We start from the raw sequence: 13,626 nt of genomic DNA on the forward strand, positions 1-13,626 counted from the left end.
AAAAGGCTGAGAAAGTTCCTACACTGTGGGCATGCTGGTGTATTTTTGAACCGCGCTCCGAACCGTCAGCCATTCCTGTTGTTTTCATGTCATGGACGTTCGCATTTCGGGGTGTTTCCGGCGTGCCTCTTAGGGGTTCATATGTTTAAAGCATTGGTTGTAGATGATCATCCGTTCATTCGGTCATCGGTGGTAATGCTCCTGAAACAGGAAGGTTTCGAGGTCATTGGCGAGGCTGATAACGGCGCCGATGCGGTACAGATGACCCGTGAATATGCCCCTGACCTGATCATCCTCGACATCGCCATGCCCAAACTCGACGGACTGGAAGTCATCAGTCGCATCGGTGCACTGGGCCTGAAGAGCAAAATCCTCGTGCTGACCTCGCAATCGCCGCTGTTTTATTCGATGCGATGCATGAAGGCCGGCGCGGCGGGATACCTGTCCAAGACCAACGATATCGACGAATTGATCAAAGCGATCAAGGCGATCATGGATGGCTACACCTACTTTCCCAATCTGGCGACCAGCTCTGTGCGTCGTTCGGATGTCGATGCCACCGAGCAGGAGCTGATCCAGAGCCTGTCCGACCGCGAGCTGACCATTCTGCAACAGCTGTCCAACGGCCTAAGCAACAAGGAAATCGGTGACGCAATGCTGCTGAGCAACAAAACCATCAGCACCTACAAAACCCGGCTGATTGAAAAGCTCAACGTGAAATCGGTGGTGTACCTCGCCGATTTCGCCAAGCGCAACAATCTGATCTGAATGCGCCTTTCCATTCGCACCTGGCTGCTGGCGCTGACGCTGGTTGGCCCCATCAATCTTGCACTGGCCGCGCCTGCGGAAACCCTGCACGTGCTCGGCCGTTCGAACGTCGATGATTACCGCGTTTCGCTCGACGAGCAGGACTGGAGCTGGCTGCGCAGCAAAGCCACATTGCGCCTCGGTGCATCGGCGCCGGATTACTCGCCGTTCGCCATCACCAGCAACGGCACCGACTACGAAGGGCTGACCGCCGATTACGCACAACTGCTCGGCGAGTTGCTGAACATCCGCATCGAAGTCCGCCGTTACGCTTCGCGCTCGGCAGTGCTTGAGGCGCTGAAAAGCGGTGAAGTGGACCTGCTCGGCACCTCCAACGGTTTCGAGGCGGCCGATCATGATCTGGTGCTATCCAGTGCCTACGCCGAAGACATTCCCACCCTTGTGACCCGTGTCGGTGACAGTCAGGACTTGTCCCCGGACCTGGCCGGCAAGCAGGTGGCGATGCTCTATCACTACCTGCCACCAGAGACGGTCAAGGCGTTTTACCCCAAGGCCCATGTGCAGCTCTATCCGTCGACCCTGAGTGCGATCGGTGCTGTGGCGTTCGGCAACGCCGATGTCTACCTGGGGGATTCGATCAGTGCCAATTATCTGATCAACAAAAACTACCTGAACAACGTGCAACTGGCCGATTTCTCGCAAATGGAATCGCAGAATTTCGCGTTTTCCATGCCGCGTGGCAACGAGCGGCTGCTGCATATCATCAATGCAGCGCTGTCGAGTATTCCGCAAGGCGAGCGCATGACCATCCTGCGCCGCTGGAGTGCCGGTGGTGCGAGCATGCCCGGTCAGCAGGCGTTGCATTTCAGTGCCAGCGAGCAGCGCTGGATGGCCCGGCATCCGCGTTTGCGGGTGGCCATCGATGAGAGCTTTTTGCCACTGTCGTTTTTCGGCCAGGACGGCGAGTTTCGCGGGATCAGTGCCGACGTGCTGGCCAAAGTCGCGTTGCGCACCGGCCTGAAGTTCGACGTGCAGCGTGCCGAGTCGGTGCCGGATATGGTCGATCAGATGCGCAGCGGCCGCGCCGATCTGCTGATCACCCTGACCCCGAGTGCCGAACGAGAAGGCTCGTTGCGTTTCACCCGGCCATATCTGAGCACGCCGTTTGTACTGGTCAGCCGGATCGGCGCCGACAGCCCGGGCACTCTGGATGATATGGCCGGCAAGCGGTTGGCGGTGATCCGTGGCAACCCGGTGCATGAACTGCTGGTCGATGACTATCCGCGAATCACGCTGATCGATGCCGACAACGCGCAGCAAGCCATGACGCTGGTTGCCAATGGTCAGGCCGACGCGTCGGTCAACTCGCTGATCACCGCGCGCTATATGATTTCCCGGCAGTACCGCGACCGCTTGCGTATCACCAGCACCGTCGGCACCCAGTCGGCGCTGGTCGCGTTCGCCACGGCGCGGGGCGAACTTGAGCTGTATTCGATCCTCGAAAAAGCCCTGCTGAGCATTCCACCCGAAGAGCTTGATGAAGTGACCAATCGCTGGCGCAGCGAGGTGGTGGTCGATGACAGTTACTGGTTGCGCAATCGCACGGCGATTGTTCAGGGCTTTGCCGCTGCGGCGGTGTTGCTGTTGGTGGCGCTGGGCTGGATTGCCTATCTGCGGATGTTGATGCGCAAGCGCCGGCAGGCGGAAATCGCCCTCAACGATCAGCTGGAATTCATGCGCGTATTGATCGATGGCACGCCGCATCCGATCTACGTGCGCGACCGCGAAGGGCGCTTGCTGGTGTGCAACGAAGGCTACTTGCAGGTGTTCAAGGTCGAACGCGATGAAGTGATCGGCAAGACCGTGCTCGAAGGCGTTCTGAGCAACGGCGAAGAGGCGCAGGCCTATCACGATGATTACCTGCAAGTGATGAGCGAAGGCTTGCCACGGGTGCAGGATCGCAGCCTGAGCATGGGCGACAACCGTTTGACCATCTACCACTGGATGTTGCCGTATCGCGGCAGCAACGGCGAAGTCAGCGGCATGATCGGCGGCTGGATCGATGTCAGCGAACGCCAGCGCTTGCTCGAAGCATTGCGCGAAGCGAAGGAGGGCGCCGATGATGCCAACCGCGCCAAGACCACATTCCTCGCGACCATGAGCCACGAAATCCGCACGCCAATGAACGCGGTGATCGGCATGCTCGAGCTGGCGATGAAAAAGGCCGATCAGGGCATCATGGATCGCTTTGCCATCGAAGTTGCCTCGGGTGCTGCACGTGGTTTGCTCGATTTGATCGGCGATATTCTCGACATCGCCCGTATCGAATCCGGGCGTCTTTCACTGGCACCGGAACGCGCCAATCTGCGCGAGCTGGTGGAATCAGTGGTACGGATTTTCGAAGGGCTGGCGCGGCAGAAGCACCTGCGTCTGGTGTTGGAACTGGACGCGGCGGCCAACAGCGATGTGCTGATTGATCCGCTGCGTTTCAAACAGGTGCTGTCGAACCTGCTGAGCAATGCGATCAAGTTCACCGAAGCCGGGCGGGTGCGCGTCAGCATCAAGGTCGAGCCGGGCCAGGACGACGAACGCCTGAGCGTATGCCTGCGAGTCGAAGACACTGGCAACGGTATCAGCGAAGAAGATCAACAACGCCTGTTCAGCCCCTTCACTCAGGCCAGCAACAATACGCAATCAGCGCGCAGCGGTTCCGGCCTCGGGCTGGTGATCAGCCGCACGTTGTGCGAAATGATGGGCGGGCGCCTGAGCCTGAGCAGCACTCTCGGCCAAGGCACACAGATCGAAGTGCAACTGGCCTTGCCGACCCTGCAACCCCTGACCGAATTACCGGCAGAGACCGTCGAACCGAGCATGCCCGGCCATGTGCTGAACATTCTGGTGATCGACGACTATCCGGCCAATCGCCTGTTGCTCTCGCAACAACTGAGCTACCTCGGGCATCGCGTCAAGGATGCCGAGGACGGCGCCCACGGTTTGCGCGCCTGGCGCAACGAAGTGTTTGATGTGGTCATCACCGACTGCAACATGCCAATCATGAACGGCTACCAACTGGCCCGCGCCATTCGAGAGGAAGAAACCACTCGCGGGCTGACGCCGGGGCTGATTCTCGGCTTCACCGCCAATGCTCAGCCGGAAGAAGTCACCCGCTGTCGGGTGGCCGGGATGGACGATTGCCTGTTCAAACCAATCAGCCTCAAAGACTTGAATGCACGTCTGGCGCAGGTGGTGCCGCAAGCCCCGACGCAGACTGACAAGCCATTGAATACACCGGAGTCCGATGAGATTGATCTGACCAGTCTTGAGCAATTGACCCGTGGCGACCGTGCTTCGATCAAAAGCCTGCTCGGTGATCTGGCCAGTAGCAATGACGAAGACATGGCGCGACTGATGCGCCTGTTCACCAAGAACGATTTGCCCGGCCTGGCAGATCTGGCACACCGGGTGAAGGGTGGGGCGCGGATCATCAGGGCCAGCGCGTTGATCAGCGCTTGCGAAAATCTCGAGTCAGCCTGCAACGGGCTGGATTCGACACGCCTGATCGAGTCCGTCGATGCCTTGCAGCAAGCCATGGAACGCCTGGCTGAACAGCTCGAACCGCTGCTTGCTTAAGTAACTCTCGGCAAAATCGCTAGGAATTGTCCTACACGGCGCAAGGAAAGCGCCTACGGGAACGCCCCCTCCAAAGGATCAAGATTACTTCGTTGCCCAAGCAGATGGCTTGTAACTCACGACGCATTCCGCGCCGGACAACCATCCAGACTTACGCGACGGGTTTGTATCTTACTTTTGGAGTTGTCCCATGAATCGCAAAGCTCTCGCCATCGCTGTAATGGTTGCCGCCTCTGGCGCCCAATTCGCCAACGCCGCTGACGGCACCATCAATTTCAATGGCGAGCTGGTCAACCAGACCTGCACCATCGCCGTTGACGGCGTGATTTCGCCGGCGGTCGCGACCGTGACTCTGCCAACCATCTCCACCGGCCTGCTGACCACCGCTGGCCAGGTTGAAGGCCAGACCGGTTTCAACATCCAGTTGAGCAACTGCGTTGGCACCGCCACCACCGCTGCGGCGTTCTTCAACTCCGGTTCGACCGTTGACCCGGTCAGCGGCAACCTCAACAACATGTCCGGCACGGCGAACAACGTGCAACTGCAACTGGTTGACCAGCAGGGCGGCGCAGTGATTCAGGCGGGTAACACCAACCAGATCGCCAACACCACTCGCAACACCATCGACGGCACTGGCGCGGCCAACATGCCGTACGCCGTGCAGTACTTCGCAACTGGCGCTACCACGCCGGGCACTGTGGTCAGTTCCGTGACCTACAACGTCGACTACCAGTAAGCCGATAGCTCTCTGACGCGCCCCGACCCAGGGGGGCAGGGCGCGTCAGCGTGCGGCAAATGAGGTGCGTCATGCGTTATGCAAGTCTGTTTCGAATCAGCGCAGTGTTGATGCTGTCCATGCTGATGTATTCGCAAGCCAAGGCCGGTGTGGTGATCACCGGGACGCGTCTGGTGTATCCGGCGAGTCAGAAAGAAGTCACCGTCAAATTGAACAACAACGGCGCGCGTCCAGTGCTGGTGCAATCGTGGGTCGACAGCGGTGATATGCAGTCGAGTCCGACCAGCTCCAAATCGCCGTTTGTGCTGTCGCCGCCGGTGTCGCGTATCGACCCGAGCAAAGGCCAGAGCCTGCGCCTGATGTTCACTGGCGCAGCGTTGCCGGCCAACAAGGAATCGGTGTTCTGGCTCAACGTCCTGGAAATTCCGCCGAAGGCTGAAGGTCCGACGGATCTGAACGTGCTGCAAATGGCTTTCCGTTCGCGGATCAAGATTTTCTACCGTCCTGATGGTCTGCCGGGTAATCCCAACGAGGCGATGCAGCAGGTGCAATGGAAAGTCGTGCCGGCGGACAAGGGTTTCGCTCTGCAAGCCTTCAATCCGAGCGCGTTTCACATGTCCCAGGTCGAACTGGCCCTGACCGTTGGCACGCAGCGTTTTGACAGTGAGAACGGCATGGTCGGTCCGGGTGAAACCAAGACCTTTGCCTTGCCTGCACTCAAGTCGATGCCCGGTGCAGCGGCGCAGGTCGAGTTCAACGCCATCAACGACTACGGCGCTCTGGTGCCGGTCAAGCAACCGCTCAAGCCCTGATCTTTCCGCGAACGTTTTAGCGCACGAGTAACCTATGAAAACTCTTCCACGCCTGGGGACGCGCCCGCAGGCTCGCCCTCGCTTTGCCCTGAATCCGCTGACCGCTCTGGTTCTCCAGACGCTGGCCGGGGTTTCAGGCGCGTTCGCCACCCAGGCATGGGCCGAAGACGTGCAGTTCAACGACGCCTTTCTGCCCGAGGATTCGCGCAGTCTCGACCTCGCAGCCTATCAGCAGGGCAACCCGGTGTTGCCGGGCGAGTACCGCGCCGACATCGCGGTCAACGGCAAACTGATGACGCGCCAGGACATCCGCATCAATGCCGAAGCCGATGGCAGCCACCCGACGGTGTGTTTCAGCCGTGGCGTACTGGAATTGGTCGGTGTGGATTTTCGACGGTTGTCCGCTGAAGCCATGGCGAGCGTGGAAAGCGGAGCATCGTGCCTGGATATCGCGCAGTTGATCGAAGGCGCGAGCGCGACGTTTTCGCCGTCCAATCAGCAACTCGACATCAGCATTCCGCAGGTTGCCCTGCGCCGCGATGCGCGTGGTTATGTCAGCCCTGAATTGTGGGATCGCGGCGTGACCGCCGGGACCCTGAGCTACAACTTCAACGCCAATCACAACAAGACCGACACCGGTAACTACGACTCGGCTTATCTGGGCCTGAATGCCGGTTTGAACATTGGCGACTGGCGTCTGCGCCACAACGGCTCGGTCAGTTGGGACAAGTTCAACGGTCAGGATTATCAGGTGCTCAACACCTACGCCCAGCGCGATGTCACCTCGCTCAAGAGCCAGTTGACCGTGGGCGAAGCCAATACCAGTGGCGAGATTTTCGACACCATGGCCTATCGCGGTGTGCAACTGGGCACTGACGATCGCATGCTGCCGGATTCCCAGCGCGGCTATGCGCCGGTGATCCGTGGCATCGCCCGCACCAGTGCGCGAGTGGCCGTGCGTCAGGCCGGCAATCTGCTGTATGAAACCACGGTGGCGCCGGGCGCTTTCGTGATCGATGACCTGTATTCGACCGGTTATGGCGGCGACCTCGACGTGACCGTCTACGAAGCTGACGGCAGCGAACAGTCGTTCATCGTGCCGTTTGCCTCGACCGCGCAATTGCTGCGTCCGGGCACCTCGCGTTTCAGCGTGACGGCCGGTGAAACCCGCAACAATTACATCGACAGCCAGGCGAAGCTTTTTCAGGGCACCTATCAGCGTGGCTTAAGCAATATTTTCACCGGTTACGGCGGCTCGCAACTCAGCGACGACTATCGTGCGGCGCTCGGTGGTCTGGCGTTCAGCACGCCGGTCGGGGCGATGGCGGTGGACGTCACTCACGCGCAGACCGACCTCAAGAGCGGCACCGCCAGCGGCCAGAGTGCGCGTTTGAGCTACAGCAAAAACATTCTCAGCACCGGCAGTAACTTTGCCGTGGCGGCCACTCGTTTTTCCACGGAAAACTACCTGGATTTCAGCAACGCCGTGCAGTTGCTCGATGCCGAGCGCAATGGTCTGGACACCAGCCTTTACGGGCGTCCGCGCAGTCGTTTGTCGCTGACCGCCAACCAGAGCATGGGCGACTGGGGTCAGGTGGCGTTCAACGGTTTCACCCAGAACTACTGGAACCTGCCGGGTCGCGATGTGCAGTACCAGTTCAGCTACAACAAGCAGCACGGCTCGGTCAGTTATGGCGTCAGCGCCAACCGTGCGCGCATGGGCATGGGCGAGATGGACACCAGCCTGCTGTTCACCGTGAGCATGCCGCTGGAGTTCGGCTCCACGGTCAATCGTCCGCAACTGTCGGCGCGGGTCATCCGTGACACCGAGGGTACTTACAGCGAGCAAGCGACGCTCAGCGGCACTGCCGGTGAAGACCGTCAGTACAACTATGGCGTGACGGCCGGCCATGACGGCGCAACTCGCGCCAACAGCACCTCGGTCAACGGCCAGTACATCGGCCCCAAAGCCATTGTCGGTGCCACCGTCAGTCGTGGCGAGGGTTACGACAGCCTTTCGCTGAATGCCAGCGGCAGCGTGGTCGCGCACCCGAATGGCGTGACGTTGACCCCGTATCGCGGCGAAACCATGGCGGTGATCACCGCTGAAGGGGCCGAGGGCGCGAAAGTGGTCGGCTTCCCCGGGCTGCGCCTCGACAAGCGTGGCAACGCGGTGGTGCCGTACTTGCGCCCGTATGAACTGAACGAAGTGGCGATTGATCCGCTGGGCACCGACATGAACGTCGAATTGAGCGAAACCAGCCAGCAAGTCGCGCCGCGTGCAGGCGCCGTGGTGGCGCTCAAATACGGTACGCAAAACGGTCAGGCGTTGTTGCTCAACGTCACCTTGGCCGATGGCAGCAGCCTGCCGTTCGGCGCCAGTGTGGTCGATGACCGTGGCGTGTCGGTCGGTGTGGTCGGGCAGGGCGGTCAGCTCTACGCCCGGGTCAAGGACAACGCGCGCCGACTGTTGATCAGTTGGGGCACTCAGGCCGGTCAGCAATGCGCATTGCCATTGCCGTCAGTGAAAAGCGCAGGCAAGCAACTGCAGCAAGTGGATGCAGTGTGCTCGGTCGCTCAAACAGATAATCGCGTTGCTTCTGTGAACAGCGCACAGGAGTACAAGTGATGAAGACCACCGGATTGTTCAAATCGGGTCTGGCAGTGGCCGGGCTGACGTTGATGGCGGGCGCGGCACTGGCTGACTGCAACTTCATTGACGGGACATCAACCATGGTCAGAACGCAGCCCCTGCTGGGCGGCAATCTGACGGTGGGGCGCGATGTACCGTTGGGTGCGGAAATTTATCGGCAGACGTTCCAGGCGGCGACTTTTGTACGGGTGTCGTGTTCTGCCGGTTTATATAACCTTGAATACCGCCGCGGGCTACCAGTCAAGCCTTTACCGCTGTCTTCTTGGGTCGGGACCCCCTATGGCGGGAATGTCTATCAGAGCGGGGTGCCTGGCATTGGCGTTGCGCTCTGGTACTCCGGCACCGCACTGCCTGCCTCAACCAATAGCACCAACTGTGGGTCGGGTACGAATGTCTGTGTAGTGACAGTTCAACCGACGCTCGCCTTCGACATGTCATTAATCAAGATCGGCGAGGTGTCACCCGGGACGATTCAAGGGGCGCAATTGCCGACAGCGGATCTGAAACTCGTTACGAGCAATATCATCGATCTTAGTCGCGTGAATTTCTCCGGCAGCATCAACATCGTCTCACGCACCTGCCAGACCCCTGACGTCGCGGTGCCGATGGGCACTCACATGACCAACGAGTTTTCGGGCAAGAACACTTTCACCGCATGGAAGGATTTCTCCATTGCTCTGAACAATTGCCCGGCGTTCAACGGTTATTACCAGACCACCGGCCCGCGCTGGTTGAGTGATGGCACCAGCAATAACCTCGACTCACGCAAAAACAACGTGCTGCAAGTCCGCCTCGATCCAACCCGCACGGCGATCACCCCCAACCTCGGGATCATGAGCCTGAACCCCAGCGCCCCCGGCGAAACCCCGGCGGCGACCGGCATCGGCCTGCAAGTCGCCGACAGCAATGGCACACCGTTGCCATTGGCAACCTTGCGTGCCAGCGGCATCACTCCGCGAGCCGTGGAAGGCGCCAGTTACACCATCCCGCTGAAGGCCCGCTACATCCAGACCGAGGACAGCATCACTGCCGGCCCCGCCAACGCCACGGCGACCTTCACCATCAATTACTACTGAATATTTCTGAAAATTGAGACGTGTCCTAACGAATTGCGCGCTTTGGTAGCAGACACTTTTCCAGCGTTTTCACTTCGCGGCGCAATACCGCCACGGGGATTTTCATCATGGATGACTACTGAATTAACGACTTGTTTGAGCGCAACCCGTCCGTGCCTATAGATCAATAACGACCGGGCCCGGACTTCATTGTTAGGAGTAGTAGATGACTATAAAACGTGTGTCTTCGCGTGTACGCGTATCGGCGTGTCTGTTGGTCATGGCCGGGGCCTTGAGTGCCTGCGCCAGTGCGCCGGCCCCCGATCAGCAGATCAGCCTGTCCCGAGACGCCGTCAACCGCGCCGTCGCTGCCGAGGCGACGCAATACGCGCCGCTGGAAATGAAAGCCGCTCAGGACAAGATGTTTCTGATGGAACGCGCCATGGGGGAACGTAATTACGTTCAGGCGCGTGTCCTGGCTGAACAGATCGAGTCGGACGCCAACCTCGCCGAACGCAAGGCGCAAGCCGTCAAATTGCAGAAACAGCTGACCGACGCCCGCAGTGGCATCCAGGTTCTGAAGCAGGAAATGCTGCAAGACCCGACCACTGGCTTCAATCCGCCAGCCAACGCTCAATAAGGACAGTCCATGCCGAATTTCAAATTATTGCCAGTCGTTTCGCTGTTCGCCGTGATGCTTGCGGGTTGCGCCACGCCACCGGAAAACCCGCAACTGCTGCAAGCTCGCTCGCAGTTTGCAACGCTGCAACAGAAGCCGGAGTCGAGCACTTTGGCGGCCATCGAAACCAAGGATGCTTTCAGTGCGCTGAACAAGGCTGATCAGGCTTCGCTGAAGGATCGCAAGGCGCCGGGTATCGATCAGTTGGCCTACCTCGCCAGCCAGAAAATCGCCCTTGCCGAGCAGACCATCACTGGTCGTCAGGCTGAGGCCGGGTTGAAGAAAATCGACGCCGAGCGCACCCAGGTGCAACTCGACGTGCGCACCCAACAATTGAAAGCGCTGCAAGCGATGAAAGCGCAGAAAACCGAGCGTGGTGAAGTCGTGACCTTCGGCGATGTGCTGTTCGACACCGGCAAGTCCGACCTCAAGTACGGCAGCCAGCGCAACTTCGAACAACTGGCCCAGTACCTGAGCGCCAATCCCGAGCGCAAAGTGCGCATTGAAGGCTTCACCGATGATGTCGGCGGCGATGCCTACAATCAGTCGCTGTCGGAGCGTCGTGCCGACTCGGTGGCCCGTGCGTTGCAACAAATGGGCATTGGCCTTGAGCGCTTGATCACCAAGGGTTACGGCAAGGAGTTCCCGATTGCTGACAACGGCAATGCGCGCTCGCGTCAGCTCAACCGTCGAGTGGAAGTGATCATTTCCTACGGTTCATCGGTGGTCGGTTCCCGCAGCTGATGACCATTGGGCGAGCCTGCAACGGGCTCGCTTTTCCAGTGTTGGTGAGCGGTCAAGCCTGACCGTATCGCTTGGGAAATTTCCTACAAAGATAGGGAAAAGTCCTACTCAAAAAGTCTCCTCGATTTCCTAAATTACCTGCCTCCCGAGTGCGAACCCCTGATGTCTGCGGTTCGGGCTCAGTCCGAAAATGCAGGTGCCAGGAATGGCACACTTGAGGTGCTATCCATGAAAGCCATTGCCCCTTCATTTCGCCGAACGCCCATTGCCATCGCAGTTGCCTTGCTCGTGCCGTTGCACGCGAGTGCCTATACCGCTGCGGTGAATAGCGGGGCAGTGGTGTATGACGAAAGCGTCACGACGGGCATACAAGTGGTCGGTACCAACGGCACAACTCATCGCACTACCGTCAGCGGCACTGGTTCGCAGAACGTGTTTCGCGATGGCGTGAGTTACGACACTCAGGTCGAGGGCGCAACGCAGAATGTCTCCAGCGGCGTCAGTTACGGTACGGTGGTTAACGCGGGAGGCACTCAAACAGTCGGTACCAGCGGCATGACTTACGACACCGTACTCAATGCCAGTCAGCAAACGGTGACCAATTCCACGGCCAACCGCACTCTGATCAATGCCGGCAGTGTGCAGACTCTGGACATCATGGCCCGAGCCAATGACACGCAGATTGCCGATGGTGGTGTGCAGAACCTGAGCAACATGGCGACGGCCAACGGTAGCGTAATTGCCACCGGAGGCGAGCAAACCATTCGCCGTGGCACGCTGGGCGGCGCGGTGGCCAATGGCACTCAGATTCTGGGCGGGACCCAAAGCGTCTACGACACCGGCACCGCCAACAACAGCACGGTCAGCAATGGCGGCCAGGTCAATCTCTACACCGGCGCACAGGCCAACGGTCTGGTGGTGGAGTCCGGCGGCACGGTCAACGTCATGGAAAACGGCGTGAAAACCGTTGACTCGCTGACCCTCAACGGCGGGCGTCTGGCCTTTGTGCCGAGCACTGATGGCAGCTTCAAGACCTTCACCGTCAATGCGTTGTCCGGCAATGGCAGTGTCTTGATGAACACCGATATCGCGGGTCAACATGACGATTTGCTGGTCGTTCAAGGCGCCGGCCTGGCCAGCGGCAACCACACTTTGGTTGTCGGTGATTCGGGGCGCGAGCCGACCACGTCGGACGGTCGGCTGGTGTTGGTGGACACCAACGGTGGTGATGCGAAATTCGCCCTGTACGGCGGCCATGTCGATGCCGGCGCGTTCCGCTACACCTTGAGTCAGCAGGGTGATGACTGGGTACTGGGCAGTGCCGGCAGTATTCCGGTTGATCCGGTCAAACCCGTGGACCCAGTCACACCGGTCGATCCAGTCACACCGGTCGATCCAGTCACTCCGGTTGAGCCAATAAAACCGGTCGACCCGGTTATCCCGCCACGTCCAGTCGACCCCACTCCGGAAAACCTGTCGAAAGGCGCCAACGCCGCCATCGCCGCACACACCGCGGGCGCTGGTCTGTGGAACGCGCAAATGAACGCCCTGGTCAAGCGCCTCGGCGAATTGCGCATGGGCAAGGACGACGGCGGAATCTGGACCCGGGCCATCGGCAAGCGCTTCGATGTCAGCGAACAATCCAGCCGTGCCTATACCCAGGACATCACCGGTCTGGAGATCGGTGCCGACAAGGCTTTCGCCCTCGACAGCGGCAAGGTCTACGTCGGTGGCATGTTGGGCACGGCGCGTTCCGATCTGGATTTCGGTGAGGGCGCCTCGGGCGAAATCGACAGCCGGATGTTCGGTGTCTATGCCACTTACCTGAATGACAACGGCGTGTATGTCGACAGCGTTTTGAAGTACAGCCGTTTCGATAACGACATCAAGACCCCGACCAATCTGGGGCAGGCGGTAAAAGGTTCCTACAGCACCAACGGTATCGGTGCAGACGTCGAGGTTGGCAAACGCATAAAGCTCAAGGACGGCTGGTTCGTCGAGCCGCAACTGGAACTCACCGCAACCCGTATGCAAGGGGCGAACTACACCGCCAGCAACGGTTTGCGGGTCAAGGCTGATGATCTCGATTCGGTGCAAAGCCGCATCGGTTCATTGTTCGGTCGCCAGTTGACGCTGAACAACGGCATGCAGGCGCAACCTTACGTCAAGGCCTCGTGGATCACCGAACATGCGGGCAACAGCAAGGTTCGGGTCAACGGCAACAAGTTCGACTCCGAGCTGCCGGGCAACCGCATGGAGCTGGGTTTCGGCGGTGTGTTGCAAGTCACCGAGAAAAGCAAAATCTCGCTGGATGCCGAATACGCCAAGGGCAATGACATCGAGCAACCGTTCGGGGTGAGCCTGGGTTATCGCTACCTCTGGTAGGACTTTAGTCAGAAAAAACGCCACATCGGGTCATCCCGGTGTGGCGTTGTTGTAAGTCTTTACGAGCTTCGTGCCCGTTTTTCAGACTTGTCCTACATAGGTGGCCAGAGGTTTTGGTTAGCGTGGTTGCCTATTGATCCGCGTCCCTTGCGTGCGATGCCATT

9 protein-coding genes are annotated in these 13,626 nt (G+C 59.5%); all 9 read left to right on the top strand.

Features of this window, described 5'->3' with window-relative positions:
• The first annotated feature begins 141 nt into the window (after positions 1-141).
• On the top strand, positions 142-768 hold the full coding sequence (locus ACIOZM_RS05690) for a response regulator (protein WP_401210524.1): 627 nt from the start codon (positions 142-144) through the stop codon (positions 766-768).
• On the top strand, positions 769-4,398 hold the full coding sequence (locus ACIOZM_RS05695) for a transporter substrate-binding domain-containing protein (protein WP_401210526.1): 3,630 nt from the start codon (positions 769-771) through the stop codon (positions 4,396-4,398).
• A gap of 190 nt (positions 4,399-4,588) precedes the next feature.
• Positions 4,589-5,134, top strand: a complete 546-nt coding sequence (locus ACIOZM_RS05700) for a fimbrial protein (RefSeq protein WP_401210529.1) — start codon at positions 4,589-4,591, stop codon at positions 5,132-5,134.
• Between the two features lie 71 nt (positions 5,135-5,205).
• A complete protein-coding gene (locus ACIOZM_RS05705; protein ID WP_401210531.1) occupies positions 5,206-5,946 on the top strand; it encodes a molecular chaperone in 741 nt (246 codons plus the stop codon).
• A gap of 34 nt (positions 5,947-5,980) precedes the next feature.
• Positions 5,981-8,575, top strand: a complete 2,595-nt coding sequence (locus ACIOZM_RS05710) for a fimbria/pilus outer membrane usher protein (protein WP_401210534.1) — start codon at positions 5,981-5,983, stop codon at positions 8,573-8,575.
• Entirely contained in the window at positions 8,575-9,675 is a 1,101-nt protein-coding gene (locus ACIOZM_RS05715) for a fimbrial protein (RefSeq protein WP_401210537.1), read from the top strand. Before ACIOZM_RS05710 ends, ACIOZM_RS05715 begins: the two co-directional genes overlap by 1 nt.
• A gap of 205 nt (positions 9,676-9,880) precedes the next feature.
• On the top strand, positions 9,881-10,294 hold the full coding sequence (locus ACIOZM_RS05720) for a DUF4398 domain-containing protein (protein WP_401210539.1): 414 nt from the start codon (positions 9,881-9,883) through the stop codon (positions 10,292-10,294).
• 9 nt (positions 10,295-10,303) lie between these two features.
• A complete protein-coding gene (locus ACIOZM_RS05725; RefSeq protein WP_401210541.1) occupies positions 10,304-11,077 on the top strand; it encodes an OmpA family protein in 774 nt (257 codons plus the stop codon).
• 228 nt (positions 11,078-11,305) lie between these two features.
• Positions 11,306-13,462 (top strand): autotransporter outer membrane beta-barrel domain-containing protein, encoded by a 2,157-nt coding sequence (locus tag ACIOZM_RS05730; RefSeq protein ID WP_401210544.1) that lies wholly within the window; start codon positions 11,306-11,308, stop codon positions 13,460-13,462.
• The last annotated feature ends 164 nt before the right edge of the window (positions 13,463-13,626 follow it).

This window comes from Pseudomonas sp. NPDC087346, assembly GCF_044744235.1.
Lineage (GTDB): Bacteria > Pseudomonadota > Gammaproteobacteria > Pseudomonadales > Pseudomonadaceae > Aquipseudomonas.

Coding starts and splice junctions, on each gene's coding strand:
- ACIOZM_RS05690 (WP_401210524.1), top strand. CDS start 142: ATGTTTAAAGCATTGGTTGTAGATGATCATCCGTTCATTCGGTCATCG.
- ACIOZM_RS05695 (WP_401210526.1), top strand. CDS start 769: ATGCGCCTTTCCATTCGCACCTGGCTGCTGGCGCTGACGCTGGTTGGC.
- ACIOZM_RS05700 (WP_401210529.1), top strand. CDS start 4,589: ATGAATCGCAAAGCTCTCGCCATCGCTGTAATGGTTGCCGCCTCTGGC.
- ACIOZM_RS05705 (WP_401210531.1), top strand. CDS start 5,206: ATGCGTTATGCAAGTCTGTTTCGAATCAGCGCAGTGTTGATGCTGTCC.
- ACIOZM_RS05710 (WP_401210534.1), top strand. CDS start 5,981: ATGAAAACTCTTCCACGCCTGGGGACGCGCCCGCAGGCTCGCCCTCGC.
- ACIOZM_RS05715 (WP_401210537.1), top strand. CDS start 8,575: ATGAAGACCACCGGATTGTTCAAATCGGGTCTGGCAGTGGCCGGGCTG.
- ACIOZM_RS05720 (WP_401210539.1), top strand. CDS start 9,881: ATGACTATAAAACGTGTGTCTTCGCGTGTACGCGTATCGGCGTGTCTG.
- ACIOZM_RS05725 (WP_401210541.1), top strand. CDS start 10,304: ATGCCGAATTTCAAATTATTGCCAGTCGTTTCGCTGTTCGCCGTGATG.
- ACIOZM_RS05730 (WP_401210544.1), top strand. CDS start 11,306: ATGAAAGCCATTGCCCCTTCATTTCGCCGAACGCCCATTGCCATCGCA.